The organism is Roseateles sp. GW823-FHT07B05 (assembly GCF_058794515.1).
Window position 1 is genome coordinate 368688 of record NZ_JBXAGX010000005.1, and the last position, 25902, is coordinate 394589.

Consider the following 25902-nt stretch of genomic DNA (forward strand, 5'->3'; position numbering starts at 1 on the left):
GACAGCCTAGCGGGGCAAGCTGCGCGGGACGTGTCGCGCGGCTTGCCCGGAGCTGTGTCAAGAACCGTTGCGCGCCGGGAGGCGCCGCGTGGCGCCAATGGCGAGCGTAAAGAAGTCGTCCTCCGCCAGCCCCAGCGCGGCGCGCTGGCGGGCCAGCTGGCGCGGCGGTTCGTCCAGCGCCTCGTCGGTCAGCTCGAAGGTGCCCCAGTGCACGCCCAGCGAGCGCCGGGCGCCGAGGTCGGCGTGGATCTTCAGCGCCTCCTCGACGTTGACATGCTGCTCCTTCATGAACCAGCGCGGCTCGTAGGCGCCGATGGGGATCAGCGCGATGTCGAAGCCGCCGTCGCGCTGCCGCTCGGCGAAGCGCTCGCGGATGTCGGCGAAGTCGCGCGAGTAGCCGGTGTCACCGGCGAAGAACAGTTGGCAGTCCGGCGCGAACACGGCGAAGCCGCCCCACAGCGTCTTCATGCGGTCGGCCAGGCCGCGCGCCGACCAGTGCTGCGCCGGCACCAGCTCGATGTCCACGCCGTCCAGCGTGTGCTGCTGCCACCAGTCCAGCTCGACGACGCGCTCGACGCCGCGGCGGCGGAACCAGTCGGCCAGCCCCAGCGGCACGACGAACAGCGGGCTGCCGTCGGGCTGCGCCGCCAATGCGCGGCAGGAGGCCAGGTCCAGGTGGTCGTAATGGTTGTGCGACACCAGCACGGCGTCGATGCGCGGCAGGTCGGCCAGCGCGACGCCGGGCGGCTGCTCGCGCCGCGGGCCGGCGAACGACACCGGTGACGCGCGCTCCGAGAAGATCGGGTCGGTCAGCAGGTTCAGGCCGCCCAGCTGGGCCAGCACGGTGGCGTGGCCGATCCACGTCACCGCCGGCTGCTGAGCGGCGCCTCGGTTCGCATGGACGAAGGCGAGGTCCGCCGGCTGCGTGGGGATGGGGTCGACCGGCCGCCGCGGCAGGCCCTGGCGCGCGGCGTTCCAGCGCCAGCGCAGCACGTCGGCCAGCGACTTGGGTTCGAAGTCGCCGTGGTTGTTCTGGAAGCCGCCGTTGCGGTGGTGGGCGGGGCGGCTCACCGGGTGACGATGTCGCGGTGCGCCGGTGCCAGCCGTGCCAGCAGCCGGTTCTGCGTTGCGAACGGCACGCCGGCACGGTCCATCGCGCGCTGCAGGTGCTCCACCAGCGCGTTGAAGTCGCCCTTGGAGAGCCCCAGGTGCGCGTGCGCGTCCTTCATGCCGACACCCTCGTAGACGCAGGGGCCGCCGGCCACGACGCAGAAGTAGTCGGCCAGCGCGCGCTGCAGGTGCTTCACGTTGATGCCGTCGAAGAACGGCGCCAGGCGCGGGTCCGCCAGCATGCTGGCGTAGAAGTCGTTCGTGAAGGCCTGGATGGCGTCGCGGCCGCCCAGCGCCTGGTAGAGCGTGTCGTCGGCCGGCAGCGGCGCCGCGCCGGGCACAACGGTGCGGGGCCCGGGCTGGGCGGCGGCCAGCGGGGCGGCCAGCACGAATGCCATGGCGAGCAGTAGCTTCATTGGGCCAGTCTAGCGGCGCGCCGGCCGCGACCCGGCATGATGTCGGCATGACATGGGGATGCAGAGGGTGGATACGGCGCCTGCTGGCCGGCCTGGGTGGCCTGCTGGCGGCTGCGCACGCGCCTGCCGAGCCGCCACGGCCGCTGGTGCTGCTGGTGGAGACCAGCGGGCTGATGCCGCATGCCCGCATCGAGGACGACCGTGTCGTCGAGGGGCTGCAGCTGGACCTGGCCCAGGCGCTGGGCCGCCGGCTGGGCCGCGAGATCGTGGCGCAGCCGGTGCCGCGCAAGCGGCTGGCCGAGGCCTTGCAGCGCGGCGAGGGTGACCTGCTGTGCGACTACCAGAGCGACTGGCTGCCCGGCGACTTCGCGTGGAGCCGCCCGTTCCTGCCCGACCAGGCGCTGCTGGTCAGCGCCGCTTCGGCGCCGGCGCCGGCCATGCTGACGGCGCTGAGCGGGCAGCCGGTGGGCACGGTGCGCGGCTATGTCTACCCGGAGATGACCCAGCTGCTGGGCGGCAGCTTCGTGCGCGACGACGCGCCGGACGCGGTGACCAACCTGCGCAAGCTGGAGCGCGGCCGCACGCAGCATGCGCTGACCGGCCGGCGCGTGCTGTCCTACCAGCAGCGCATCGGCGAGTTCAAGCTGGCACTGCACCCGCCGCTGGTGGTGTCGGAGGTGCTGGCGCAGTGCGCGCTGTCACCGTCCAGCCCGGTGAAGCTGGACGTGCTGAACGCCGCCATCCGCGGGCTGGTGGCCGACGGCGAGCTGAACCGCCTGCTCAACAAGTACCGCTAGCGCCCGCCGGCCGGCGGCGCCTCAGCCCTCGGCGATGCGCTTGGCCAGATGGGCCAGCGCCTCTTCCACCTGGTCCACCAGCACCAGGCACAGGTCGCCTGGCTGCAGGCGCGATAGCGCGCGGTCGATGGCCGTGAACTCGCCGACGATCTCCTCGATGTGCGTCGTGCGCGACGCGCCTTCCAGGCCGGCGCGCAGCAGCGCCACCACCTCGCCGGCCTGGCGGCCGCGCTGGCAGGCGTCTTCGTACAGCACGACCTCGTCGAACGCGGCGCCGAGGATCTCGGTCTGCACGCGGATGTCCTCGTCACGCCGGTCGCCTGCGCCGCTGATGACGACGACGCGCTTGTTCGCTGGCATCGCGGCGACCGCGCCGACAAGCGCCTTCATCGCGTCGCCGTTGTGGCCGTAGTCGGCGATGACGGTGGCGCCGCGGTAGTCCATGACGTTGAAGCGGCCGGGGGCGTTGTCGGCATCGTTGGCGAAGCTGCCGACGCCGCGGCGGATGGTGTCCCAGTCCAGCCCCACGCCCCAGGCGGCGGCCACGGCGGCCATCGCGTTCTCGACCTGGAAGCCGATGACGCCGCCGCGTGTCAGCGGAATGTCGCGCAGCGGGATGCTCTCGCGCCACACGCCCTGCGCGGCGACGAGCTGGTCGCCGTCCACGTAGACGCAGCGCTTGCCCTGGGCGCGGTGCGTCGCCATCAGCGGGTGGTGGCGGTCGGCGGCGAAGTAGATGACCTGGCCGGGGCAGATGGCTGCCATCTGCGCGGTCAGCGGGTCGGTCGCGTTCAGCACCGCGTAGCCGGTGGGCGCCACGTTCTGCACGATGACGCGCTTGACCAGCACCAGGTCTTCCGCCGTGTGCAGGAAGTTCATGCCCAGGTGGTCGCCCGCGCCGACGTTGGTGACGACGGCCACCTGGCAGCGGTCGAAACCCAGGCCTTCGCGCAGGATGCCGCCGCGGGCGGTCTCCAGCACGGCGGCTTCCACGTCGGGGTGCATCAGCACGTTGCGGGCACTCTTGGGGCCAGAGCAGTCGCCGCTGTCGATCTGGCGGCCGTCGACGTAGACGCCGTCGGTGTTCGTCATGCCCACCTTCAGGCCGCAGCTGGCGAACATGTGCGCGATCAGGCGCGTGACGGTGGTCTTGCCGTTCGTGCCGGTGACGGCGACGACGGGGATGCGGCCGTCCTCGGCCTTGTTCCCCGTGCCGAACAGGTGGCCGATGATGGCCTCGCCGACGTTGCGGCCCTTGCCGAAGCTGGGGCTCAGGTGCATGCGCAGGCCCGGCGCGGCGTTGACCTCGACGATGCCGCCGTTGATCTCCTCCAGCGGCCGCAGCACGCTCTCGGCCACCACGTCCACGCCGCACACGTGCAGGCCCACGACCTGCGCCGCCGCGATGGCGCGCGCGGCCACCTCGGGGTGCACGTCGTCCGTCACGTCGGTGGCGGTGCCGCCGGTGGACAGGTTGGCGTTGTTGCGCAGGATGACGCGCTGGCCCTTCTCGGGCACCGACTCGGGCGTGAGGCCCTGCTGCGTGAGCCGCGCGACGGCGATGTCGTCGAAGCGGATCTTGGTGAGCGACGTGGCATGGCCGTCGCCGCGGCGCGGGTCGGCGTTGACCTTGTCGACCAGCTGCTTGACGGTGTGCACACCGTCGCCGATGACGTGCGGCGGGTCGCGGCGGGCGGCGGCAATCAGCTTGTCGCCGATGACGAGCAGCCGGTAGTCGCCGCCGGGCAGGAACTTCTCGACCATGACCTGGCCGATCTCGTCGGCAGCCTTGTAGGCGGCCTCGATGCCTTCGCGGGTGGTCACGTTGACGGTGACGCCCTTGCCCTGGTTGCCGTCCTGCGGCTTGACGACGACCGGCAGGCCGATCTCCTGGGCCACGGCCCAGGCGTCGTCCACGGACTCGACTGGGCGGCCGATGGGCACCGGCACGCCGGCGGCCTGCAGCAGGCGCTTGCAGAGGTCCTTGTCCTGCGCGATGGATTCGCTGACGGCGCTGGTCGCGTCGACCTCGGCGGCCCAGATGCGGCGCTGCTTGGCGCCCCAGCCGAACTGCACCAGGCTGCCCTGCGTCAGGCGGCGGAAGGGGATGCCGCGGGCGATGGCCGCGTTGACGATGGAGCCGGTGGAGGGGCCGAGGCGGATGTCCTCGTCCAGCTCGCGCAAGGCGCCGAGCACGGCGTCGGCGTCGAACTCACCCCCCTCCAGCGCGGCGGTGACCAGCTTGACCGCCTGCTCGAAGGCGAGGCGGCCGACGTCCTCCTCGCTGTACTCGATGACGATCTGGTACGTGCCCGCCTCGGGGGTCACGTGGGTCTGGCTGAAGGTGACCGGGCAGCCGGCCTGGGCCTGCAGCGCCAGCGTGGCCTGCTCCAGCACCTGGGCCAGCGACGCGTCGGCGCGCAGCTCGCCGATGGTGGGGAAGAGCTGGCGCAGGCGCGGCTCGAAGCCAGGCAGGCGCTCCAGCGAGCGCTCGGCCTCGCTGCAATGCACGACGGCCTCGATGGTCGTGTGGCGGCTCCACATGTTGGGGCCGCGCAGCGCGCGGGTGCGGGAAACGTCCATGGTCGTGTGGCGATCTTTGTTTCGGTGTTTAGACCCACTGAAGCCGTGAAGCAACCGTAGCGAGCGGGCGCAGGGTGGGTCGAGCAGCACAGCCGTACACCCGTACGGCGAGCAGCACAGGCCCGCCATGCGTCCGCGCAGTAGGTTGATTCATGGCTTCAGGCGAGGTGGAGTTCGGGGACGAAGGTGTCCAGGCCGGCGGCGATCAGTTCGGGCGAGATGCCCAGCGCCCACGCCGCGGCGACGGCGGCCAGCAGCGTCGCGGCGTCGGTCGTCTCGCTGCCGAAGCGGCGCAGCAGCGCGTCGATGTTGGCGCCGGGCGTTTCGGCCGGGCCTTGCGCCAGCACGGCGGCACCGCCGCGCAGGAAGACGGCGCGGCCACCGCGCTCGCGGTGGTGCCGGATGGCGTCCAGGCCGCCGTCCTCGGCGTAGAACACGACCTCGCCGTCGCTGAGCTCGGCCATGTCCACGAGGCGCGGGTGCGCGGCGTGCAGCACGCTGGCGCCGTCGCTGAGCACCACGTCGACCTGCGTGCGCAGCACCTTGTAGAGCTGGTCGCCGTCCTGCACGTCGAACTCGGCGAGCGCCTCGATGCCGTCCATGTCGGTGACGACGCCGACCGTGGCGCGGTCGTAGGCCAGGCCGTCGCGCAGGATGGAGGCGGGGCTGTTCTCGACGACGACGGCGTTGACGCCGCGGTTCATCAGCAGGCGGTGCGCGGCGTCCCAGCGGGCGCTGTCGCGCTTCTCGACGCGGCGCGTGCCCAGGAACAGGCCGTCTTTGCAGGCCAGGCCCACGTGGCGGCCGTTCAGGTGCAGCAGCCAGGCGACGAGGCGCGTGATCTGGCGCCCGCCCACCGAGCCGGCCACGCCGACGATGGGGATGCGGCCGGACTCGTCCTCGGCAAAGAGGTGGTCGATGATGGCCTGACCCACGGGCTGCGGTGCGCCGCCGGCGGGCTTCAGGTGCATCAGCAGGCCGGGGCCGGCGTTCACCTCGACGATGGCGCCGCCGGTCTGCGACAGCGGCTTGGAGATGTCCTCGGTGACGAGGTCCACGCCGGCGATGTCCAGCCCCACGGTGCGCGCGGCCAGCGACACGGCATGCGCCACCTCGGGGTGCACCTCGGCCGTGCAGTCGATGGCGACGTTGCCGTTGCGCTGGATCAGCACACCCTTGCCGGCGGGCGGCACGGCGTCGGGCGCGAAGCCCTGGCGCTGCAGGTCCAGCAGCACGACGGGGTCTTCGCCCAGCGTGATGCGGTTGAGCGGGAAGTCCTCGGTCAGGCCGCGGCGCGGGTCGGTGTTGATCTGGCTGTCGATGAGTTCGGCGATGGTCTGCTTGCCGTCACCGTGAACCCAGGCGGCCTCGCCACGCGCGGCGGCCACCACCTGGCCGCCGACGACCAGCACGCGGTGCTCGTTGCCGCGGATGTAGCTCTCCACGAGCACCGAGGAGCCTTCGGCGTCGGCCAGCTTGAAGGCGGCCTCGCAGTCGGCCTCGTTGGCGATGTCCAGCGTGACGCCGCGGCCATGGTTGCCGTCGCTGGGCTTGATGACGACCGGCAGGCCGATGTCCTGCGCGGCCGCCCAGGCGGCGGCGGCCGTCTTGACCTCCTCGCCGGCCGGCACCGGCACGCCCACGGCCTTCAGCAGCGTCTTGGTCAGGTCCTTGTCGCCGGCGATGCCTTCGGCGATGGCGCTGGTCATGTCGGTCTCGGCCGTCCAGATGCGGCGCTGGCGCGCGCCATGGCCCAGCTGCACGAGGTTGCCGTCGTTCAGGCGGATGTGCGGGATGCGGCGGTCGGTGGCCGCGGCGACGATGGCCGCGGTGGACGGGCCCAGGTAGCAGTCGTCCAGCTTGTCGCGCACGCGGGCCACGGCGGCGGGCACGTCGAACGGCGTGTCGTTGATCATGGCCATGATGAGCGCATGGCCCTCGGCCAGCGCCGCGCGGGCGACCTGCTCGTCACGCGCCCGGAACACCATGCGGTAGACGCCGCGCTGGCTGGTGCTGCGCGTCTGGCCGAAGCCGGTGGGCATGCCGGCCAGGTTCAGCAGTTCGATGACGATGTGCTCCAGCACGTGGCCGCACCAGGTGCCTTCGCGCAGCCGCTCGATGAAGCCGCCGCGCTCACCGACGCCGCAGTGGTGCTCGATGAGGGCGGGCAGCGCGGCCGTCAGGCGGTCGTTGAAGCCGGGCAGCAGGTTGGACGGGAAGTCTTCCAGCTCGCCCAGGTCCAGCCAGACTTCCAGCACCGGCCGGTAGGTCCACATGTTGGGCCCGCGCAGGTAGTTGACGCGCAGCAGGCGAATGTCTTCTTTTTGGGTCATGGGGTAGAGGGCAGGTGCGGCTTGCGCTTGGAATTGTGCGCCGAAGTCATCGGGGAGAATCTCCTCGGCCTTCAAGAGCGAAGAACAACATGTCAGATCCAACTCCCGTCCCATCACCTCATCCTCAAACGGCCGCCCTGCAGGGGCGACTCCTTGCTGGCGAGAACGTGGTGGCCACGCTGGAGGTTGACCTGGACGCCCAGGGTCGCTTCGCCCAGGGCCTGGTGGCGTTGACGAATTCACACCTGCGCGCCTTCGAGCCGGCCAGCGGGGCCTGGAGCGAGCACGCGCTGTCGCCGGGCCAGACGCTCAAGCTCAGCGATCACGGCGGCCTGGCCTTCCTGGAGCTGTTCGACGCCCGGCGCCGCATCGCGCGCTGGCGCTTCACGCTGGCCAGCAACCCGGCCGCCGTGAAGCTGGTGGACGCCTTCGACCGCGAGCTGCAGCGCCTGGCCGGCCGGCCGGCGCCGGAGCCGGAAGAGGAGGTCGACGACTTCGACTTCGGCGAGTCCAGCGCGCCGCCCAGCACCTGGGTGCTGCTGCGGCTGTGGCGCTTCGCGCGGCCCTACCAGGGCCAGCTGCTGCTCGGCTTCGCGCTGATGCTGGGCGCCACGGGGGCGACGCTGGTGTCGCCCTACCTGACGATGCCGCTGATGGACCGGGTGCTGATCCCGTTCCAGAACGGCCAGGCCATCGACCCGCACCTGGTGATGCTGCTGCTCAGCGGCCTGCTGGGCGCGGCGCTGGTGTCGTGGGCGCTGGGCTGGGCCAAGACCTACCTGCTGTCGCTGGTGTCCGAGCGCATCGCGGCCGACCTGCGCACGGCCACCTTCGAGCACCTGCTGGGGCTGTCGCTGGAGTACTTCGGCAGCAAGCGCACCGGTGATCTGATGGCCCGCATCGGCTCCGAGACCGACCGCATCAGCGTGTTCCTCAGCCTGCACGCGCTGGACTTCATCACCGACGTGCTGATGCTGGGCATGACGTCGGTGATCCTGTTCAGCATCCACCCCGGCCTGGCGTTGGCGACGCTGGTGCCGCTGCCCTTCATCGCGTGGCTGATCCACCTCGTGCGCGACCGGCTGCGCACCGGCTTCGAGAAGATCGACCGCGTCTGGGGCGAGGTCACCAACATCCTGGCCGACACCATCCCCGGCATCCGCGTCGTCAAGGCCTTCGCGCAGGAGCGGCGCGAGGCGTCGCGCTTCAAGGAAGCCAATGCGAAGAACCTGCAGGTCAACGACCGGCTGAACAAGACCTGGAGCCTGTTCACGCCCACCGTCGCGCTGCTGACCGAGATGGGCCTGCTCGTCGTCTGGGGCATCGGCATCTGGCTGATTGCCCACCAGAGCATCACGGTCGGCGTGCTGACGGCCTTCCTGGCCTACATCGGCCGCTTCTACGCACGGCTGGACTCGATGAGCCGCATCGTGTCGGTCACGCAGAAGGCCGCGGCCGGTGCCAAGCGCATCTTCGACATCCTGGACCATGTGTCGAACGTGCCCGACCCGGTCAATCCGCAGCCGTTCGAGAACGTCACCGGCGCCATCGCCATGCAGGGCGTCAACTTCCGCTACGGCTCGCGTTCGGTCATCCGCACGCTGAACCTGGACATCCGCCCCGGCGAGATGGTGGGCCTGGTGGGCCACAGCGGCTCGGGCAAGAGCACGCTGGTGAACCTGATCTGCCGCTTCTACGACGTGACCGAGGGCGCCATCAAGGTGGACGGCGTGGACCTGCGCCGCATCAAGGTGGCCGACTACCGCAGCCACATCGGCCTGGTGCTGCAGGAACCCTTCCTGTTCTTCGGCACCATCGCGGAGAACATCGCCTACGGCAAACCCGACGCGACGCGCGACGAGATCGTCGCCGCCGCCCGCGCGGCCCATGCGCACGAGTTCATCCTGCGCCTGCCGCACGGCTACGACAGCCTCGTCGGCGAGCGCGGCCAGGGCCTGTCCGGCGGCGAGCGCCAGCGCATCTCCATCGCGCGCGCGCTGCTGATCGACCCAGCCATCCTCATCCTCGACGAGGCCACCAGCGCGGTCGACACCGAGACCGAGAAGGAAATCCAGCGCGCGCTGGACAACCTCGTCAAGGGCCGCACCACCATCGCCATCGCCCACCGGCTGTCCACGCTGCGCAAGGCCGACCGCCTCGTCGTCATGGACCGCGGCGAGATCGTCGAGCTGGGCCCGCATGACGAGCTGATCGCCAAGCAGGGCCATTACTGGCGGCTGTGGGAGGCGCAGGCCCGGCGTGTCGATGCCGAGGAGGCCGACGATGCCGGCCTGATGGTCGTTGCGCCCAACCCGAACGCACACACGGTGAACGCATGAGCACACTGCCTTTCCGCGACCTGCGGCTGGACGAACTGGGCCGCCTCGTGCTGACCGACCTGAACGGCGCAGAACATGGCGGCGTGACGCCGGTGCGCGCCCACCCTATCTCGGCGCCGGACGAGGGCGTGTCGCTCATCGGCGTGCACGGCCACGAGCTGGCCTGGGTGCCCCGCCTGTCCGCGCTGCCCGACGCGCATCGCCGCGTGCTGGAGGCCGAGCTGGCGGCCCGCGAGTTCCACCCCGTGCTCAAGCGGCTGATCTCGGTGAACACCTTCGCCACGCCCAGCACCTGGCGCGTCGAGACCGACCGCGGCGAGGTGGACTTCGTGCTGAAGAGCGAGGAAGACATCCGCCGGCTGGAGGACGGGCGGCTGCTCATCACGTCCACGCACGGCGTGCAGCTGCAGGTGCCCGACCGCTGGGCGCTGGACAAGGCCTCCAAGCGGCTGCTGGAACGATTCCTGTAGGTCGCCACCGCGGCTTGCGGCAGGTCAAGGCGAGGCGCAGCCCGGAGCGCCACGATGGCGCCATCACACGTTTCGATGGAGCTCCGCATGAGCACCGGATACCGCGCCCTGGCCGCCGACACTTCCTCCACGCTGGCGCAGTTGCGGGCCGACGTGCCCGATGTGATGCGTGGCTTCGGCGCGCTGTCGCAGGCGGCCATGCGCCCCGGCGTGCTGGACGCCAAGGCCAAGGAGCTGATCGCCATGGCGCTGGGCGTGGCCGCGCACTGCGACGCCTGCCTGGCCTTCCACGCGCAGGCGCTCGTCAAACTGGGCTGCACGCGCGCCGAGCTGGAGGAGGCGCTGGCCGTCTGCGTCTACATGGGCGGCGGGCCATCGCTGATGTATGCGGCGCGCGCGCTGGATGCCTTTGAACAGTTCGGCGGCGAGGGACTCGCCAGGCCCGCCTGACCCCGTCGCCGGCGGTGCCGGCGGGCAGAGCCCTCAGCTTCCAAGCCTTGGAAGGGACGTTCACGGATTGCTTGCTGTGAGCTGCGGGGGCGCGCCATTAAGTTACGGGCTCCTTCAACCGCTGGAGTTCCGTGATGCAAGTCCTTTTCAAGAGTCGTGCGCCGCATGCCGGTGATGTTCGTGAGTTGGCCCAGTCCCGGCTGAAGGCGGCGCTGCAGCGCCTGTCGCCGCGCGTGCCCCGCGTCACCGTCCAGCTGTCCGACGTCAACGGCCCGAGGGGCGGCGTGGACAAGCGCTGCCAGCTGACCCTGCACACCGCTGGGGCCGGCACGGTCATCGTCAGCGCCGTGGCGCCGCGCTGGCGCACCGCCTTCGACGAGGCGCTCAGCCGCGCCCTGCACCTGCTGGCGCGCCTGCTGCACCGGGACTCCCGCCGCGCCACGCCGCTGCGCCGCCTGGTGGCCGATACCTGACGCCTGCCAACCCCCTGATCCGCTGAACGAGGTTCTCCATGAAATGCCCCACCTGCCCCGATGCCACGCTGGTCATGACCGAGCGTCAGGGCGTCGAGATCGACTACTGCCCCAGCTGCCGCGGCGTCTGGCTGGACCGCGGCGAGCTGGACAAGCTGATCGAGCGCTCCACCGTGCAGGCGGCCCCGGTGGCCGCACCGCCGCCCGCTGCACACGGCCAGCGCCGACCCGATTTCGTCGACTCGGACTACGGCCGCCACCCGGGCTATCGCCGCAAATCCTGGCTCAGCGACATCTTCGACTGAGCCGCACCGCTACCCGTCCCGCATAGAAAGGTCAGTCCATGAAACGCGTGCTGCTGTTCCTCCTCACCAACCTCGGCGTCATGCTGGTGCTGGGTCTCGCCGTGCACCTGCTGGGGCTGAACCAGTTCCTCACCGCCAACGGCCTGAGCGTGGGCGGGCTGCTCACCTTTGCCGCGGTGATGGGCTTTGGTGGCGCGTTCATCTCGTTGCTGATCAGCAAGCCCATGGCCAAGTGGACCACCGGCGTGCAGGTCATCGACGGCTCGCCGGACCCGACCCACCGCTGGCTGGTGGCCACCGTCGCGCGCTTCTCGGCGGCGGCCGGCATCCGCGCGCCGGAGGTCGGCATCTACGACGGTCCGCCCAACGCCTTCGCCACGGGCGCGTTCAAGGACTCGGCGCTGGTGGCCGTCTCCACCGGCCTGCTGCAGTCCATGAGCCGCGAGGAGGTGGAGGCCGTCATCGGCCACGAGGTGGCCCACGTGGCCAATGGCGACATGGTGACGCTGGCGCTGATCCAGGGCGTCATGAACACCTTCGTCGTGTTCCTGTCTCGCGTCATCGGCTACGTCGTGGACAAGCTGGTGCTGCGCAACAACCAGGACGGCCCCGGTGTCGGCTACTACGTGACGACCGTGGTGCTGGACCTGCTGCTGGGCGTGGTGGCGGCAATGGTGGTGGCCTGGTTCTCGCGCCAGCGCGAGTTCCGTGCCGATGCCGATGCTGCCCGGCTCATGGGGCGCACGCAGCCCATGATCAACGCGCTGGCCCGCCTGCACGGCCTGGACCCCGGCGAGATGCCGCAGGCGCTGAAGGCCATGGGCATCAGCGCCCGGCCGAACGGCTGGATGGCCTGGTTCTCCAGCCACCCGCCGATGGAGGCGCGCATCGCGCGTCTGCAGCAGCGGGCCTGACCGCGGCACGACACGAAGGCCCCCGCCACAATCGGGGGCTTACTCGCGTTGATGCCCGCGCCCGTCCATGCCCGCACTGCCACCGAAGCTGCCCAACACCGGCACCACCATCTTCACCGTCATGTCGGCGCTGGCCGCCGAGCATGGTGCCGTCAACCTCGGCCAGGGCTTCCCGGACTTCGGTGCCGATCCGGCGCTGCTGCAGGCCGTCACCAACGCGATGGCCGCGGGCCACAACCAGTACCCGCCGATGACCGGCGTGCCGGCGCTGCGCGAGGCCGTGGCCGCCAAGCTCGACACGCTGTACGGCGCCGCCTACGACGCCGGCAGCGACATCACCATCACCGCCGGCGGCACGCAGGGCCTGATCACCGCGCTGCACGCCTGCGTTGGTGCGGGTGACGAAGTCCTTATCATCGAGCCGGCCTACGACAGCTATGACCCCGCCATCCGCCTGGCCGGCGCCGTGCCGGTGGGCGTGCCGATGACGGTGGACTACCGCATCGACTGGGCCGCCGTGCGCGCCGCCGTCACGGCGCGCACGCGGGCCATCGTCATCAACACGCCGCACAACCCCAGCGGCCGCGTCGCCACGCGCGAGGACCTGCAGGAACTGGAACGCATCGCCGAAGCGCACGACCTGTTCGTCATCAGCGACGAGGTCTACGAGCACATGGTGTTCGACGGCGCGCCGCACGAGAGCGTGGCGCGCCACCCGGCGTTGCGCGAGCGCAGCTTCCTCGTCAGCAGCTTCGGCAAGACCTTCCATGTGACGGGCTGGAAGGTCGGCTTCGTCGCCGCGCCGCCGGCGCTGTCCGCCGCCTTCCGCCGGCTGCACCAGTACACCGTGTTCACGGTGCACACGCCGACGCAGCACGCACTGGCGGCCTACCTGGCCGACCCGGCGCCGTGGCAGGGCTTGAGCGGCTTCTACCAGGCCAAGCGCGACGCCTTCCGCGCGGCGCTGGTGGCCACGCCGCTGAAGCTGCTGCCCTGCGAGGGCACGTACTTCCAGACGGTGGACTACAGCGCCGTGTCGGACCTGAGCGAGCTGGACTTCGCCCGCTGGCTGACCACCGAGATCGGCGTCGCGGCCATCCCGCTGTCGGTCTTCTACCAGCAGCCGCAGGAGCGCCGGCATGTGCGCTTCTGCTTCGCGAAGCGCGACGAGACGCTGGCCGAGGCCGCGCGCCGGTTGTCCCGGCTCGGCTAGGGCAGGACCACGAACGTACCGCTGCCCGGCATGCGGCCGTGCAGCAGCCAGTCGGCCGTGATGTCGAACAGGCCGGGCGAGTAAGCGGGCACGCGGCGGCCGTCGGGCAGCGGCAGGGGCTCGATGAGGCCGTGGTCGGCCCGCGGGAAGACGACGACCGACACGTCGCGGCCCTGGCGCTGCAGCCCGCGCAGCACGTCTTGCGTGCCGGCGTTGGGTGCCTGGCGGTCGCTGCCGCCCAGCAGCCACAACTGGCGTGTGCGCAGCGATGCGAGCAGCGGCCGCGGGTCGTGCTCGAAGCTCAGCCCCTGCGCCATCGCGGCGCCATGCTGGCGCAGCTCGTCGCTGTTGAACTTCAGGAACACGCCGGTGTAGGAGCGCGGCTGCAGTGCCGCCAGCCACGGCGCGCCGGCATGCGCGGCCTTGAACGCGTCCAGCTCCGCATAACCGTCCTGCAACCCGGAGCGCACGATGCGCTCGGTCAGCGCGGTGAGCGTGCGGGCCTGCTGCCGGGCAGCGTCATCGAAGCCGGCGTTGCGGAGCTGCTGGTCGACCAGTTCGCGGTCCTGCGCGATGGGCCCCTCGGCCATCGCGAACGCCGCGACGACGAAGTCCAGCGGCGCTTGCGACGCGACGATGGGCGCCACCCAGCCGCCCTGGCTGGCGCCGATGACCCCCAGCCGTGGCTGCCCCTGCACCAGCCGCCGGGCGGCCTGCAGCGCGGCCAGCGTGTCGCGCGCGCGAACGTGAAAGTCCGACGACGGCGCCCCGGCCGAGCGACCGGTGCCGCGCTTGTCGTACGCGAACACCGCCACGCCGCGGCGCGCGAGTTCGTGGGGCCAGACGCTGTCGTCCGTGGACGGGTCGTTGTTGGAGCCTTCGATCCACACCGCCAGCGCACGCGGCCGGCCGCCCGGCGGCAGCACCAGCTTGCCGTGCAGGCGCAGGCCGTCGCTGACGAAGTCGGTCTCCTGCTCGACCGTGTCGAGGCGCGTGCCGGTCAAGGCGTGCTCGCCGCGGCCCAGCGTCAGCCGGCCGTCCGCGCACGCGGCGAAGCGGATCTCGACGTCATCGCCTCGGAACCGGCCGTCGGGCCCCTCCTGCAGCGCGCCGAAACGGCCGTCCGCCGCCGTGTAGCGCAGCGCGCGGGGGCGGCCGTCGTCGCCGGTGATGGTCAGTACCCGGCCGCCAGGCAGTGCGTAGGCGCCGAGCAGGCAGCGCAGCTCGGGGGCTAGCGTGGTCTGCGGCAGCGCGTCCAGCGGCGGGGCGGGCGCCGCGGCAGCCAGGGCGGCCAGAAGCAGGGACAGCATGGGGTCTCCAGGAGAAGAGGGCGTGGGGCGCGATGCTGCGGCGGCCCGGGGCCGACGGCGAGCGGGTTGCGACGCGCTGCACGACGGGGGGCACCAGCTGCAGCGCCGCGGCCGCGGGGCCGGCTCGCTGGCATGCCCCGTGCTAACCCTGATCACAAGACGGCGGCGGGCCTTGCGGGGCTGTCGCCAGTCGTGAACCAGATCACGGAGACCCACCATGCTGCACCAGTCGCGTGCCCCCGCCGATGCACCAAAGCGAGCGTTGCCTGCCGCCCGCGCGCAGACGGCCGGCGAGCTGTTCGGCAAGACCATCAACCTGTCCGGCCGGCGCCGCTTCACGTCGCAGCGCGTGGTGCTGTACGCCGTGCTGGCTGCGCAGGGCCGCGACGGCGCGCTGGCCACGGCCCGCGAGGCGCTGGCGACCTTCGGCGAGGCCCACGGCGCGCTGCTGGCCGGCGAGCTGGCGCCGCAGGCGCTGGGCGCGGCGCTGACCGAGGCCTACTTCGGCGCCGAGCGCGCCAACGAGCGCATCACGGCCTTCATTGACCAGGCCCGCCGCACGCTGGACGCCATCGCGGCCGGTGCCTTCAACGCCGCGACGCTGCTGGAGGAGCTGGTGGAAGCCGCCACGCCGTTGCTGGCGACGCTGAACCGGCTCACGCAGCTCTACGAGGACCTGGCGCGCCAGCACGCCGCGGCCGCCAAGCGGCAGCTCACCAGCGTCATGGGCGACATCGAGCAGATCGCCAAGCACGCGCGCATCGTGTCGTTCAACGCGCAGGTGGTGGCGGCGCGGGCCGGCACGTCGGGCCGCGAGTTCGCGGTCGTGTCCGGCGAGCTGACCAGCATCACCGGCCGGCTCGACGGCCTGGTGCGCGAAGCGGTGCGCAGCGCCGTGGCCTGATCTCAGCCCACCGGTCGCAGCGGGCAGCTCGCGCCGGTCTGGGGTGTCTCGGCCAGCCGCGTGGCCAGTTCGCCGCGCAGCCCCTGCAGCGCGGCGATGCGGGCGTCGATGTCGGCCAGCTTGCGTGCCAGCGTGGCCCGCAGCGCGGGGCCGGCGTCCTCGCCCTGCGTGAGCAGCGGCAGGTCGGCGGCGATCTCGGCCAGCGTGAAGCCCAGCTGCTGCGCGGTGCGCACATAGCCCAGCCATTGCACGGCTTCCTCGGGGTAGTCGCGGTAGCCGTTGGCGCTGCGGCGCGCCTGCAGCAGGCCGCGCTTCTCGTAGAAGCGCAGGCTGTCGCGGGTGAGGCCGGTGCGTTCGCTCAGGGTGCCGATCTGCATGGTGTGCCGAAATTGCTTGACCCTGGAGCGTAGTCCAGGGTCGACGCTGCGCAGCTTCGTCACTTCGACCAGCGCCCATGCCGTCATTCAGCCCCGCCCAGTTCCGCCGCGTCGTGCAGGCCAGCGCCGCCTACGACCTCGTCGTCACCGCGCCGTTCGCCACGCCGTGGACCTTCGCCATCGCCTTCGGCCACCTCAGCGCCGCCAACCAGGCGCTGGGCGGGCAGCCGCTGCCCGGCTTCGCCCCACTGCAGATGCTGTTCGCGCTGCTGATGGGCAGCGTGGTGATGGTGTGGAGCGTGCTGCGGCTGCGCGGGCCGACGACGCTGCTGGGCCGCCACGACGCGGCGGCGCGCGCGCTGTTCAGCCTGTGGATGGCCTGGGCCTGGTCGCAGACGGGCGAGCCGGTGCTGCTGCTGTTCCTGCTGCCCGAGGCGAGCTGGGCGGTGGTGCAGGCCTGGCGCGTCGCCGGCGCGGAGCATTCGGCAAGGGGCAACCGAGCTTTCGGCGGGGTTTCGGAATAACCCTGGCGCCGGCTCCGCCGGACAATCGCGGTTTCCCGCATCCGCTTCGAACGCCCCGCCATGCCCACCCCCTACCGTTCCAAGACCTCCACCGCCGGCCGCAACATGGCGGGTGCCCGTTCGCTGTGGCGCGCCACCGGCATGAAGGACGACGACTTCGCGAAGCCCATCATCGCCATCGCGAATTCCTTCACCCAGTTCGTGCCCGGCCACGTGCACCTGAAGGACCTGGGCCAGCTGGTGGCCCGCGAGATCGAGCGCGTGGGCGGCGTGGCCAAGGAGTTCAACACCATCGCCGTGGACGACGGCATCGCGATGGGCCACGACGGCATGCTGTATTCGCTGCCCAGCCGCGACATCATTGCCGACTCGGTGGAGTACATGGTCAACGCCCACTGCGCCGACGCGCTGGTGTGCATCTCCAACTGCGACAAGATCACCCCCGGCATGCTGATGGCCGCGATGCGGCTCAACATCCCCGTCGTCTTCGTCTCCGGCGGCCCGATGGAAGCCGGCAAGGTGCGCCTGGCGGTGCCCGGCACGGCCAAGATCGAGATCAAGAAGCTGGACCTCATCGACGCGATGGTCATGGCCGCCGACAGCAAGGTCAGCGATGCCGACCTGGCGGAAGTCGAGCGCTCGGCCTGCCCCACCTGCGGCAGCTGCTCGGGCATGTTCACCGCCAACTCGATGAACTGCCTGACCGAGGCGCTCGGCCTTTCGCTGCCGGGCAACGGCACCGTGGTGGCCACGCACGCTGACCGCGAAGAGCTGTTCAAGCAGGCCGGCCGCACGGTCGTCGAGCTGTGCCGCCGCTTCTACGAGCAGGATGACGCGAGCGTGCTGCCGCGCGCCATCGGCAAGCCGGCCTTCGAGAACGCGATGACGCTGGACATCGCGATGGGCGGCTCCACCAACACCATCCTGCACATCCTGGCCGCGGCGCAGGAGGCCGGCATCGCCTTCGACATGACGGACATCGACCGCCTGTCGCGCGACGTGCCGCAGCTGTGCAAGGTGGCACCCAACACCAACAAGTACCACATCGAGGACGTGCACCGCGCCGGCGGCATCATGGCCATCCTGGGTGAGCTGGACCGTGCCGGCAAGCTGCACACCGGCGCGCCCACCGTGCACGCCAAGACGATGAAGGATGCGCTGGACCAGTGGGACATCGCCCGCAACCCCAGCGACGCGGTGAAGACCTTCTACATGGCCGGCCCGGCCGGCATCCCGACGCAGACGGCCTTCAGCCAGAACACCCGCTGGCCCAGCCTGGACACCGACCGCGCCGAGGGCTGCATCCGCTCCTACGACCACGCCTTCAGCAAGGAAGGCGGCCTGGCCGTGCTGCGCGGCAACATCGCGCTGGACGGTTGCGTCGTGAAGACGGCCGGTGTGGACGACAGCCTGATGGTGTTCGAAGGCCCGGCGCACGTCGTCGAGAGCCAGGACGAAGCCGTGGCCAACATCCTGGACGACAAGGTCAAGGCGGGCGATGTCGTGGTGGTGCGCTACGAGGGCCCCAAGGGCGGCCCGGGCATGCAGGAAATGCTCTACCCGACCAGCTACATCAAGAGCAAGGGCCTGGGCAAGGCCTGCGCGCTGCTGACCGACGGCCGTTTCTCCGGCGGCACCTCGGGCCTGTCCATCGGCCACTGCTCGCCCGAGGCGGCGGCCGGCGGCGCGATCGGCCTGGTGCGCAACGGCGACCGCATCCGCATCGACATCCCCAACCGCACGATCGACGTGCTGGTCAGCGACGAAGAGCTGGCCAAGCGCCGCGCCGAGCAGGACGCCAAGGGCTGGAAGCCGGTCGAGGCGCGTCCGCGCAAGGTCAGCGCTGCGCTCAAGGCCTATGCGCTGCTGGCGACGTCCGCCAACAAGGGCGCCGTGCGCGACCTGGGCCAGCTGGAAGGCTGACCTCGCGCGCTGGCGCCAGGCAGCAAAAAGCCGCCCCGAGGGGCGGCTTTTTCATGGCGCAGGCGCGGCTGCTCAGGCGGCCTTGCGGCGGCGAGCGGCGCCGAACACCAGCGCGCCGCCGGCGGCCAGCAGGGCCAGCGAGTTGGGCTCGGGCACGGCGGCGATGGGCGTGGCCAGGCCCGTGGACACGGACAGGCGTGCCTGCAGCTGGGTGGTCTCGGCGCTGTAGTTGGCGAAGCTGGCCGACAGCAGGCCCGAGGAGCTGGGCGTCAGGGTGCCGGCGCCGAAGCTGGCAAAGGCCTGGCGCGTGCCGGTGCTGCCCACACTCGCCCCGTCCGTGGTTTGCAGGAAGCGCAGGCTGGCCTGGCTCATCAGGTCGGTGTTGTCCACGATGTCGCTGCCGTTGACGGCCACGTGCGTGTTGGCGCTCATCAGGATCAGCGTGCCTGGGCTGACGAGGACGCTGAAGCCCGCCAGGGCCTGCGCGCCGGCGTCGCCGTAGGGTGAGGGCAGGGCGCTGTTCAGGCTGGCCATCAGGCTGAAGCTGGTGGGCGAGCCGGCGACGCCGGACACCGAGGCCAGGGCCGACAAGCCCGCGCCGCTCAGCGAGGCCTGGGCTGTCAGGCCGCCCAGGCTGTCGAGCAGGCCCGATGCCGTGTAGGTGGTGGCCGAGCCGATCTGTGGCCCCACCAGCGTGAAGCTGGCGGCGATGCCGTCGTCCGGTGTCAGGTCGAACACCTGGATCTGCAGGTTGGACATGGTGGCCGTCAGGCCCGCTGCGGCGGCGTGGCCGGCGATCAGGAGCAGCGCGCTCAGCGCGGCGGCCTTCTTGGTAAACGTCATGGCTGTAGAGCAGGGGAGATTGGGCAGGGGCGCGAGGGTAAGCGCCGCCATGCCGAAGGCCGGCATGCCCCACCCCGCAGGCGCGGGGTGGGGTGTTGCAGGGGCGCACCCCCAGGCGGGCAGCCGCCGGGCGGCAGCACTTGCAGTAGGCTCGCCCACCTGTTGTTGTCTCGGCCTTTCCACCATGCATGTCGCGCCGCGCACCCTGCCCGACCCGTCCTCCTGCCAGTCGTCGCGGCGCCACCTGTTGGCGATGGCGGCGGGCCTGCTGGCGGGCAGCTCGGCGGCCGTCGCCGAGCCCCTGCCGGCACTGATCGCGCGGGTCAAGCGCTCCGTTGTCGCGGTGGGCAGCTACGGGCTGATGGACACGCCGCGCTTTGGCTTTCGCGCGGCGGGCTTCGCCGTCGGCGACGGCCTGCATGTGCTGACCAACGCGCATGTCGTGCCCGAGGAAACACCGGAGCGCATCGACCGCAGCATTGCGGTGCAGGTGTGGCTGGGCGACGACCAGTGGCAGCTGCGCAGCGCGACGCTGCTGGGCCGGGACCTGCGCAACGACCTCGCGCTGCTGGCCATCGACGGGCCGGCCGTGCCGGCCCTGAAGTTGGCGGCGCAGGACGCGCCGGAGGGCACGGCGATTGCGCTGATGGGCTTTCCCATCGGCAATGCGCTGGGCCAGGTGCACGCCACGCACCGCGGCATCGTGTCGGCCTGGACGGCCATCGCCACGCCGGCCGGCAGCCCGGCTGGCCTGAATGCGCGCACCGTGCGCCAGCTGCGCGACGGCGCCTTCAGGGTCATGCAGCTGGACGCCATCGCCTACCCCGGCAACAGCGGCGGCCCGGTGCTGGACATCGAGACCGGTGAGGTCGTGGGCGTGCTGCAGGGCGGTGTCATCAAGGGCACCAAGGAGGCGGCGCTGAGCGCGCCGACGGGCATCAGCTACGCGGTGCCGGCGAGCGCCGCGGCCGCGCTGCTGGCCGAGTACCGGCGCTGACGCTGCGCCGCGGGCCGCCCCTCACTCCTGGAAGCCGAACCGGCGCTCCGGCGCCTGCAGCTCCAGCGCGCGGAAGGCCGATGGCGCCATGCCGGTGAACTCGCGGAAGTCCCGCGCCAGGTGCTGGTGGTCGTGATAGCCGGCGTCCAGCGCCAGGTCCAGCCAGCGGGCCTGCGGGCTGAGGTTGGCCAGGCGCACCAGGCGGTCGAAGCGGGCCACGCGGCCGAACAGGCGCGGGTTCACGCCGGTGCGCGTGGCGAACTGGCGGCGCAGTTGGCGCACGTCCAGCCCATGCGTCAGCGCGAGCGCCTCCAGCCCAGCGCCGCCGGCATCGGCCAGCAGCAGCCGGGCGATGCGGTCGGCCGCGGCGGCGGCCCGGTGCGGGGCCAGCGTCTGCGGCAGCAGCCAGGCCTCGGCCAGCGCGATCAGCGCGGCGGGGTCGTCGTGCTGGGCCAGGCGGTCCACCAGCGCGCGGAAGCCGGGCGGGAACACCTGCTCGGCATCCACCCAGGCGTCGGTCAGTTCGTCCAGCGGCAGGCCGGTCAGCCGGTACAGCGCGCCGGGCTCGAACTCGATCTGGTAGACCGAGAAGTCCAGCCCGCCCTGGCGCAGCGTGGCCACCGTGGGCTGGCCGATCAGCGCGGCGCGGGGCTTGCGTTGCGCCGGGGCGCCGGGCGCGGCGGCGACCTGCTCGGCGTCGCGCAGGTAGAAGGCCAGCGCCGCTGCCGGGCGGGGCCAGTAGGGCTTGACCGGCACGGGTGTGCCCGCGTCGAAGCGCAGGCGGATCACCTGGTGCTGCCGCACCCAGCCCCGCAGGGCCGGCGTCGGTGGAAGGAACTGGAAGACCGGGGTCATGCGGGCAGGGCAGGGGTCAGGACGCCAGCGGCGGGCCGACGACACGCATGCCGTGGGCCGCGAACAGAGTGTGCGCCGCTTCGGGCGTCGGCGGGCCATCCAGCCGCGCCAGCGCGGCGAAGAAGTCCTCCATGCGGCCGGCCGGCGTGTAGAGAAAGCGCAGCCGGCCGGTGGGGCTGAGCTGGCGGAAGGTGTGCGGCAGGCCGCGCGGCAGGAACAGGCTGTCGCCGGCGCGCAGCAGGAACTGCTCGCCGTCGCACTGGAAGCGGTACTCGCCGTCCTCGACGAGGAAGACCTCGTCCTGGTCCGGGTGCAGGTGCAGCGGCGGCCCGCCGGGGGCGTGGCCCTGCCAGCTCATGACGCTGAGGGCCTCGCCCGTGGCGGCGCCGGGCACGTTGAGCATCCATCGGTCCGGCCCGACCTGCAGCGGCGGGCCGGCATGGCTATGGCCGGCGGGGACGAGGGTGGCGGCGGAGGTCGGGGTGTCGTGCATGGTGCGCTCCGGTTTGTCGGGAGCCGCCAGCGTGGCGACAAACCGCCGGGCGCGCTGGTATGGATCGGACATTCGGCGGCCGGGGCCGCGCGGCGTGCCTGGCCCTTGCGTCAGGCCGCCGTGCCGGCGACGCCCAGCATCGCCTGCAGCAGCACGTTGCAGCCGGCCTCGATGTGCTCGGGCTTGGCGTCCTCGATCTCGTTGTGGCTGATGCCGTCCTTGCAGGGGATGAAGATCATGCCGGCCGGCGCCAGGCGGGCCATGTAGACGGCGTCGTGGCCGGCGCCGGAGACGGCGGGCATGTTGGAGTAGCCCAGCGCGTCGGCGGCCTTCTGCACGGCGGCGATGCAGTCCGGGTGGAAGGGCTGCGCGGGGTAGTTGCTGACCGGCGTGATCTCGATGTTCAGCCCCGAGTCGGCCGCGAGCTTGGCAGCCACGCCGCGGATGTCGGCGTCCATCGCGTCGCACAGCGCATCGGTCGCGTTGCGCAGGTCGATGCTGAATTTCACGCGACCCGGGATGACGTTGCGGCTGTTGGGGTGCACCTGCACCATGCCGACCGTGCCGCGCCCGTGCGGCGGGTGGCGGTGGGCGCAGGCCACCACCTCCTGCATCAGCTTCGTGGCCACCTGCAGCGCGTCCTTGCGCAGCGCCATCGGCGTGGGGCCGGCGTGGGCCTCCATGCCGGTGACGACGCAGTCGTACCAGCGGATGCCCAGCACGCCGGTGACGACGCCGATGGTCTTGTCGTGATCCTCCAGCACCGGGCCTTGCTCGATGTGCGTCTCGAAGTAGGCACCGATGGGGTGGTCGCCGGGCTCCTGGTCGCCGATGTAGCCGATGCGTTCCAGCTCGCCCTTGACCGTCAAGCCTGCCGTGTCGGTGGCCGCGTAGGCGTGCTCCAGCGTGAAGGCCTTCGCGAACACGCCGGAGCCCATCATGACGGGCACGAAGCGCGAGCCTTCCTCGTTGGTCCAGAACGCGACCTCGATGGGCGCTTCGGTCGCTATGCCATGGTCGTTCAGCGTGCGCACGACCTCGATGCCGGCCAGCACGCCGTAGTTGCCATCGAACTTGCCGCCGGTGGGCTGGGTATCGATGTGGCTGCCGGTCATGACGGGCGGCAGGCTGTTGTTGCGGCCCGGGCGGCGCATGAAGCCGTTGCCGATCTTGTCGATCGTCACCGTCATGCCGGCCTCGCGCGCCCAGCGCGTGACGAGGTCGCGGCCCTGCTTGTCCAGGTCGGTCAGCGTCAGGCGGCAGACGCCGCCCTTGTCGGTGGCGCCGATCCGGGCCAGTTCCATCAGCGAGTCCCAGAGGCGCTGGCCGTTGATGCGGAGGTTCTTCGTGTCGACGGTCTTGGTGGGCATGTCCATGGCGGGTCCTTTCAGCGGGCGACGGCGGTCGGCTGCAGGTCGGCGGCGCGCTTGATGGCCGCATCGAACTGCGGGCCGAACGGCGGGCGCTTCAGGTAGCGGCCGGTGCCGGGCTCGGCGCGCAGGTCGCCGCGGGCGAACACGACGCGGCCCTGCGCGATCGTGTGGCTGGGAATGCCGCGCACGGTGCGGCCCTCGAAGATGTTGAAGTCGTTCTTCGAGAACTGTGTCCTGGCGCTCAGCGTCTTGATGCCGGCCGGGTCCCACAGCACGAGGTCGGCGTCGGCGCCCTCCGTGATGACGCCCTTGCGCGGGTACATGTTGAACAGCTTGGCCGCGTTGGCCGACGTGATGGCGACGAACTCGCTGGGCGTCAGGCGCCCGGAGTTCACGCCGGCATCCCACAGCACGGCCATGCGTTCCTCGACGCCGCCGCAGCCGTTGGGGATCTTGGCGAAGTTGTCGATGCCTGCGGCCTTCTGGCTCGCGCAGAACGTGCAGTGGTCGGTGGCGGTCGTGTGCAGCTGGCCGCTCTGCAGGCCGCGCCATAGGAACTCCTGGTGGATCTTGGGCCGGAACGGCGGGCTCATCACGTAGGCCGCGGCGGTGGCGAAGTCGGGGTCGCGGTAGACGCTGTCGTCGATCAGCAGATGGCCCGCCAGCACCTCGCCGTAGACGCGCTGGCCGCGGGCCCGCGCGCGGGCGATGGCCTCGGCGCTTTCGATGCAGCTCACGTGCACGATGTAGATGGGCACACCCAGCACGTCGGCAATGGCAATGGCGCGGTTGGCGGCCTCGCCCTCCACCATGGGCGGGCGGCTCATCGGGTGGCCCTCGGGGCCGGTGATGCCCATCTTGGCGACCTCGGCCTGCAGCAGGTAGACCAGCTCGCCGTTCTCGGCGTGCACGGTCGGCATGGCGCCCAGTTCGAGCGCACGCTTGAAGCTGTTCACCAGCGTCTCGTCGTCGCACATGATGGCGTTCTTGTAGGCCATGAAGTGCTTGAAGCTGTTCACGCCTTCGTCGCGCACCAGCGTGCCCATGTCCTCGCTGACGGACTGGTCCCACCAGGTCACGGCCACATGGAAGGCGTAGTCGCCCGCGGCTTTCTCGGCCCAGCCGCGCCAGGTGCGGTAGGCGTCCATCAGCGGCTGCTGCGGGTTGGGGATGACGAAGTCGATGATGCTGGTCGTGCCGCCGGCCAGCGCGGCAGCGGTGCCGGTGAAGAAGTCGTCCTGCGTCACCGTGCCCATGAAGGGCAGCTGCATGTGCGTGTGCGGGTCGATGCCGCCGGGCAGCAGGTACTGGCCGGTGCCGTCGAGCGTGGTGGTGCCGGCGGGCGCTTCCTTCACGGCGCGCTCGCCGAGGGCGGCAATGCGGCCGTCGATGCACAGCACATCGGTGCGGCTTTCAGCGTCGGCGTTGACGACGACGGCGCCGCGGATCAGGAGGGGGGCGATCATGCAGGAACTCCTTGGGCCGCGGACCGGCGCGGCATGCTGAGGATGTAGACGGTGCCGGCCACGGCGAGGCTGAAGAACCAGCCGAAGTCGAACAGCGTGACGAGGCCGCCAGGCACCGAGGCCTTGTCGACGACGCCGGACACGGCGAGATAGCCCGGCAGACAGGGCAGCACGCCGACCAGAAGCGCCACGATGGCGCGCAGGTTCCAGCCGTTGCTGTACTCGTAGGCGCCGCCGCGGCGGTAGAGGTCGTCGTGGCGCAGCTCGGTGCGGCGCAGCAGGTAGTAGTCGCTGAGCAGGATGCCGGCGATGGCGCCCAGCAGCGTGCCGTAGCCGCCCAGCCAGGTGAAGAGGTAGCCGCCGGAGGTGGCGAGCAGCTTCCACGGCATGAACAGCAGGCCAATGACGGCCGCGATCAGCCCGCCCATGCGGAAGCTGATCTTGGCGGGCGCGAGCTGCGAGAAGTCGTAGCTGGGCGACACGAGATTGGCCGCCACGTTGGTGGTCAGGTTGGCCAGCAGGATGACGAGCAGGCCGAGGCCTGCGGCGACGGGGCCCATCTTGGCCAGCAGCGCGTCGGGGAACAGCTCGGCCTTGCCGTACAGGATGGCACTGGCCGAGAAGCCGATGACGCCCACCATCGAGAACAGCGCCATCGGCAGCGGCAGGCCCAGGGCCTGGCCCACGGTCTGGTCGCGCTGGCTGCGGGCGAAGCGGGTGAAGTCGGGGATGTTCAGCGCCAGCGTGGCCCAGAAGCCGACGAGGCCGGTCAGCGCCGCCCAGACCTTGGGGCCACCCGGCACCTCCTTGGCCGGCAGGCCGAAGAGCTGTGCGCTGGGCACCATCATCACGAGGGCCACGACCAGCGCGATCGACGCACCGATCATCAGCGGCGCCGCGATGACCTCCAGCAGCCGGATGGACTCGGTGCCCTTCCAGATGAAGACGATGTGCACCGCCCAGAACGCGATGAAGCAGGCGAGCTGCGAGCTGCTGATGGTCTCGCCCGGTGCAGGCGCGGCGAGGCCCAGGCCCAGCACGTTCAGGAAGCTGTGCAGCGCCAGCGCGCCGAAGTAGCAGTTGATGGAGAACCAGCCGCAGGCCACCAGCCCGCGCAGCACGGCCGGCAGGCTGGCGCCCTTCACGCCGAAGGATGCGCGCGCCAGCACCGGGAACGGGATGCCGTGCTTGGGGCCGACGCGGCCGATGAGGATCATCGGCACCAGCACGATGAGGTTGGCCAGCAGCACGAGCCCGACCGCCTGTTGCCAGCTGAAGCCCTGGTCCAGCATGGAGCTGGCCATCGTGTAGGTTGGCACGCACACCACCATGCCCACCCACAGCGCCGCGAAGTCCTGCCAGCGCCACGTTCGCTGAGCCGCCGTCGTCGGTACGAGATCGTGGTTGCTCAGCGTCGGGTCAGTCATGGGCGTT

24 protein-coding genes are annotated in these 25902 nt (G+C 71.3%); 12 read left to right on the plus strand and 12 right to left on the minus strand.

Translation table 11 applies throughout. The features are described from left to right. Positions 1 to 57: 57 nt before the first annotated feature. Both AC1Q7O_RS14070 and AC1Q7O_RS14075 read right to left on the minus strand, forming a co-directional pair. On the minus strand, positions 58 to 1071 hold the full coding sequence (locus AC1Q7O_RS14070; RefSeq protein ID WP_492660791.1) for an MBL fold metallo-hydrolase: 1014 nt from the start codon (positions 1069 to 1071) through the stop codon (positions 58 to 60). After that, positions 1068 to 1526: a group I truncated hemoglobin gene (locus tag AC1Q7O_RS14075; RefSeq protein ID WP_492660792.1), complete on the minus strand. Its 459-nt coding sequence runs from the start codon at positions 1524 to 1526 to the stop codon at positions 1068 to 1070. The genes AC1Q7O_RS14070 and AC1Q7O_RS14075 overlap by 4 nt, the downstream gene beginning before the upstream one ends. 47 nt (positions 1527 to 1573) lie before the next feature. Here AC1Q7O_RS14075 and AC1Q7O_RS14080 point away from each other — a divergent pair, with 47 nt between their 5' ends. Then, a complete protein-coding gene (locus tag AC1Q7O_RS14080) occupies positions 1574 to 2323 on the plus strand; it encodes a substrate-binding periplasmic protein (protein ID WP_492660793.1) in 750 nt (249 codons plus the stop codon). 21 nt (positions 2324 to 2344) lie between these two features. Here AC1Q7O_RS14080 and cphA read toward each other — a convergent pair whose 3' ends face one another. Both cphA and AC1Q7O_RS14090 read right to left on the minus strand, forming a co-directional pair. Further along, positions 2345 to 4906, minus strand: a complete 2562-nt coding sequence (cphA, locus tag AC1Q7O_RS14085; RefSeq protein WP_492660794.1) for a cyanophycin synthetase — start codon at positions 4904 to 4906, stop codon at positions 2345 to 2347. Positions 4907 to 5064: 158 nt separating this feature from the next. Next, positions 5065 to 7239, minus strand: coding sequence for a cyanophycin synthetase (locus AC1Q7O_RS14090; RefSeq protein ID WP_492660795.1), 2175 nt, complete (start codon positions 7237 to 7239; stop codon positions 5065 to 5067). Between the two features lie 89 nt (positions 7240 to 7328). Here AC1Q7O_RS14090 and AC1Q7O_RS14095 point away from each other — a divergent pair, with 89 nt between their 5' ends. The 7 genes from AC1Q7O_RS14095 (at position 7329) to AC1Q7O_RS14125 (ending at position 13403) form a co-directional block, all read left to right on the plus strand. Then, positions 7329 to 9578 (plus strand): cyanophycin metabolism-associated ABC transporter, encoded by a 2250-nt coding sequence (locus tag AC1Q7O_RS14095; RefSeq protein ID WP_492660796.1) that lies wholly within the window; start codon positions 7329 to 7331, stop codon positions 9576 to 9578. Continuing rightward, complete coding sequence (locus tag AC1Q7O_RS14100; protein ID WP_492660797.1) at positions 9575 to 10048, plus strand: cyanophycin metabolism-associated DUF1854 family protein; 474 nt, start codon at positions 9575 to 9577, stop codon at positions 10046 to 10048. The genes AC1Q7O_RS14095 and AC1Q7O_RS14100 overlap by 4 nt, the downstream gene beginning before the upstream one ends. An 87-nt stretch (positions 10049 to 10135) precedes the next feature. Next, the gene (locus tag AC1Q7O_RS14105) at positions 10136 to 10498 is read left to right on the plus strand and encodes a carboxymuconolactone decarboxylase family protein (protein WP_492660798.1); all 363 of its coding nucleotides are present in this window, start codon (positions 10136 to 10138) and stop codon (positions 10496 to 10498) included. A 134-nt stretch (positions 10499 to 10632) separates the two neighbouring features. After that, positions 10633 to 10971, plus strand: coding sequence for an HPF/RaiA family ribosome-associated protein (locus AC1Q7O_RS14110; protein ID WP_492660799.1), 339 nt, complete (start codon positions 10633 to 10635; stop codon positions 10969 to 10971). A 38-nt stretch (positions 10972 to 11009) separates the two neighbouring features. Next, positions 11010 to 11276 carry a TFIIB-type zinc ribbon-containing protein gene (locus AC1Q7O_RS14115; protein ID WP_492660800.1) on the plus strand — a complete coding sequence of 89 codons (267 nt, stop codon included), beginning with the start codon at positions 11010 to 11012 and terminating at the stop codon, positions 11274 to 11276. A gap of 38 nt (positions 11277 to 11314) precedes the next feature. After that, a complete protein-coding gene (gene htpX / locus AC1Q7O_RS14120) occupies positions 11315 to 12190 on the plus strand; it encodes a protease HtpX (RefSeq protein ID WP_492660801.1) in 876 nt (291 codons plus the stop codon). 67 nt (positions 12191 to 12257) lie between these two features. Further along, positions 12258 to 13403 (plus strand): methionine aminotransferase, encoded by a 1146-nt coding sequence (locus AC1Q7O_RS14125; RefSeq protein ID WP_492660802.1) that lies wholly within the window; start codon positions 12258 to 12260, stop codon positions 13401 to 13403. Here AC1Q7O_RS14125 and AC1Q7O_RS14130 read toward each other — a convergent pair. Beyond that, positions 13400 to 14713, minus strand: a complete 1314-nt coding sequence (locus tag AC1Q7O_RS14130) for an alpha/beta hydrolase family protein (protein WP_492660803.1) — start codon at positions 14711 to 14713, stop codon at positions 13400 to 13402. The two genes, AC1Q7O_RS14125 and AC1Q7O_RS14130, sit on opposite strands and share 4 nt — an antisense overlap. A 217-nt stretch (positions 14714 to 14930) precedes the next feature. Here AC1Q7O_RS14130 and AC1Q7O_RS14135 point away from each other — a divergent pair, with 217 nt between their 5' ends. Next, positions 14931 to 15617 (plus strand): type IV pili methyl-accepting chemotaxis transducer N-terminal domain-containing protein, encoded by a 687-nt coding sequence (locus AC1Q7O_RS14135; RefSeq protein WP_492660804.1) that lies wholly within the window; start codon positions 14931 to 14933, stop codon positions 15615 to 15617. Positions 15618 to 15619: 2 nt separating this feature from the next. On the opposite strand, the gene AC1Q7O_RS14140 is transcribed toward AC1Q7O_RS14135, so the two are convergent. Further along, positions 15620 to 15994 carry a MerR family transcriptional regulator gene (locus AC1Q7O_RS14140; RefSeq protein ID WP_492660805.1) on the minus strand — a complete coding sequence of 125 codons (375 nt, stop codon included), beginning with the start codon at positions 15992 to 15994 and terminating at the stop codon, positions 15620 to 15622. Between the two features lie 77 nt (positions 15995 to 16071). Between AC1Q7O_RS14140 and AC1Q7O_RS14145 the strand changes: the two genes are divergently transcribed. After that, positions 16072 to 16518, plus strand: a complete 447-nt coding sequence (locus AC1Q7O_RS14145; RefSeq protein ID WP_492660806.1) for a hypothetical protein — start codon at positions 16072 to 16074, stop codon at positions 16516 to 16518. Positions 16519 to 16578: 60 nt separating this feature from the next. Further along, complete coding sequence (ilvD, locus tag AC1Q7O_RS14150; protein WP_492660807.1) at positions 16579 to 18441, plus strand: dihydroxy-acid dehydratase; 1863 nt, start codon at positions 16579 to 16581, stop codon at positions 18439 to 18441. Positions 18442 to 18513: 72 nt separating this feature from the next. Here ilvD and AC1Q7O_RS14155 read toward each other — a convergent pair whose 3' ends face one another. Beyond that, complete coding sequence (locus tag AC1Q7O_RS14155) at positions 18514 to 19284, minus strand: PEP-CTERM sorting domain-containing protein (RefSeq protein ID WP_492660808.1); 771 nt, start codon at positions 19282 to 19284, stop codon at positions 18514 to 18516. Between the two features lie 184 nt (positions 19285 to 19468). Between AC1Q7O_RS14155 and AC1Q7O_RS14160 the strand changes: the two genes are divergently transcribed. Then, positions 19469 to 20281, plus strand: a complete 813-nt coding sequence (locus AC1Q7O_RS14160) for a S1C family serine protease (RefSeq protein ID WP_492660809.1) — start codon at positions 19469 to 19471, stop codon at positions 20279 to 20281. Between the two features lie 21 nt (positions 20282 to 20302). Here AC1Q7O_RS14160 and AC1Q7O_RS14165 read toward each other — a convergent pair whose 3' ends face one another. The 5 genes from AC1Q7O_RS14165 to AC1Q7O_RS14185 all read right to left on the minus strand — a co-directional run bounded on the left by AC1Q7O_RS14165 (position 20303) and on the right by AC1Q7O_RS14185 (position 25895). Next, positions 20303 to 21136, minus strand: coding sequence for a helix-turn-helix domain-containing protein (locus tag AC1Q7O_RS14165; RefSeq protein WP_492660810.1), 834 nt, complete (start codon positions 21134 to 21136; stop codon positions 20303 to 20305). Positions 21137 to 21152: 16 nt separating this feature from the next. After that, a complete protein-coding gene (locus AC1Q7O_RS14170; RefSeq protein WP_492660811.1) occupies positions 21153 to 21629 on the minus strand; it encodes a cupin domain-containing protein in 477 nt (158 codons plus the stop codon). 110 nt (positions 21630 to 21739) lie between these two features. Further along, complete coding sequence (locus AC1Q7O_RS14175; protein ID WP_492660812.1) at positions 21740 to 23005, minus strand: Zn-dependent hydrolase; 1266 nt, start codon at positions 23003 to 23005, stop codon at positions 21740 to 21742. An 11-nt stretch (positions 23006 to 23016) separates the two neighbouring features. Then, positions 23017 to 24468, minus strand: a complete 1452-nt coding sequence (gene hydA / locus AC1Q7O_RS14180; protein WP_492660813.1) for a dihydropyrimidinase — start codon at positions 24466 to 24468, stop codon at positions 23017 to 23019. After that, positions 24465 to 25895 carry an NCS1 family nucleobase:cation symporter-1 gene (locus tag AC1Q7O_RS14185; RefSeq protein WP_492660814.1) on the minus strand — a complete coding sequence of 477 codons (1431 nt, stop codon included), beginning with the start codon at positions 25893 to 25895 and terminating at the stop codon, positions 24465 to 24467. Before AC1Q7O_RS14185 ends, hydA begins: the two co-directional genes overlap by 4 nt. Between the last annotated feature and the right edge of the window lie 7 nt (positions 25896 to 25902).

Excerpts from the sequence above, each read along its gene's own strand:
- AC1Q7O_RS14130 (WP_492660803.1), bottom strand. The coding sequence starts at position 14,713 with ATGCTGTCCCTGCTTCTGGCCGCCCTGGCTGCCGCGGCGCCCGCCCCG.
- htpX (WP_492660801.1), top strand. The coding sequence starts at position 11,315 with ATGAAACGCGTGCTGCTGTTCCTCCTCACCAACCTCGGCGTCATGCTG.
- AC1Q7O_RS14185 (WP_492660814.1), bottom strand. The coding sequence starts at position 25,895 with ATGACTGACCCGACGCTGAGCAACCACGATCTCGTACCGACGACGGCG.
- AC1Q7O_RS14160 (WP_492660809.1), top strand. The coding sequence starts at position 19,469 with ATGCATGTCGCGCCGCGCACCCTGCCCGACCCGTCCTCCTGCCAGTCG.
- hydA (WP_492660813.1), bottom strand. The coding sequence starts at position 24,468 with ATGATCGCCCCCCTCCTGATCCGCGGCGCCGTCGTCGTCAACGCCGAC.
- AC1Q7O_RS14115 (WP_492660800.1), top strand. The coding sequence starts at position 11,010 with ATGAAATGCCCCACCTGCCCCGATGCCACGCTGGTCATGACCGAGCGT.
- AC1Q7O_RS14075 (WP_492660792.1), bottom strand. The coding sequence starts at position 1,526 with ATGAAGCTACTGCTCGCCATGGCATTCGTGCTGGCCGCCCCGCTGGCC.
- AC1Q7O_RS14100 (WP_492660797.1), top strand. The coding sequence starts at position 9,575 with ATGAGCACACTGCCTTTCCGCGACCTGCGGCTGGACGAACTGGGCCGC.
- ilvD (WP_492660807.1), top strand. The coding sequence starts at position 16,579 with ATGCCCACCCCCTACCGTTCCAAGACCTCCACCGCCGGCCGCAACATG.
- AC1Q7O_RS14110 (WP_492660799.1), top strand. The coding sequence starts at position 10,633 with ATGCAAGTCCTTTTCAAGAGTCGTGCGCCGCATGCCGGTGATGTTCGT.
- AC1Q7O_RS14140 (WP_492660805.1), bottom strand. The coding sequence starts at position 15,994 with ATGCAGATCGGCACCCTGAGCGAACGCACCGGCCTCACCCGCGACAGC.
- AC1Q7O_RS14165 (WP_492660810.1), bottom strand. The coding sequence starts at position 21,136 with ATGACCCCGGTCTTCCAGTTCCTTCCACCGACGCCGGCCCTGCGGGGC.
- AC1Q7O_RS14145 (WP_492660806.1), top strand. The coding sequence starts at position 16,072 with ATGCCGTCATTCAGCCCCGCCCAGTTCCGCCGCGTCGTGCAGGCCAGC.
- AC1Q7O_RS14105 (WP_492660798.1), top strand. The coding sequence starts at position 10,136 with ATGAGCACCGGATACCGCGCCCTGGCCGCCGACACTTCCTCCACGCTG.
- AC1Q7O_RS14095 (WP_492660796.1), top strand. The coding sequence starts at position 7,329 with ATGTCAGATCCAACTCCCGTCCCATCACCTCATCCTCAAACGGCCGCC.
- AC1Q7O_RS14090 (WP_492660795.1), bottom strand. The coding sequence starts at position 7,239 with ATGACCCAAAAAGAAGACATTCGCCTGCTGCGCGTCAACTACCTGCGC.
- AC1Q7O_RS14125 (WP_492660802.1), top strand. The coding sequence starts at position 12,258 with ATGCCCGCACTGCCACCGAAGCTGCCCAACACCGGCACCACCATCTTC.
- cphA (WP_492660794.1), bottom strand. The coding sequence starts at position 4,906 with ATGGACGTTTCCCGCACCCGCGCGCTGCGCGGCCCCAACATGTGGAGC.
- AC1Q7O_RS14170 (WP_492660811.1), bottom strand. The coding sequence starts at position 21,629 with ATGCACGACACCCCGACCTCCGCCGCCACCCTCGTCCCCGCCGGCCAT.
- AC1Q7O_RS14155 (WP_492660808.1), bottom strand. The coding sequence starts at position 19,284 with ATGACGTTTACCAAGAAGGCCGCCGCGCTGAGCGCGCTGCTCCTGATC.
- AC1Q7O_RS14080 (WP_492660793.1), top strand. The coding sequence starts at position 1,574 with ATGACATGGGGATGCAGAGGGTGGATACGGCGCCTGCTGGCCGGCCTG.
- AC1Q7O_RS14175 (WP_492660812.1), bottom strand. The coding sequence starts at position 23,005 with ATGGACATGCCCACCAAGACCGTCGACACGAAGAACCTCCGCATCAAC.
- AC1Q7O_RS14135 (WP_492660804.1), top strand. The coding sequence starts at position 14,931 with ATGCTGCACCAGTCGCGTGCCCCCGCCGATGCACCAAAGCGAGCGTTG.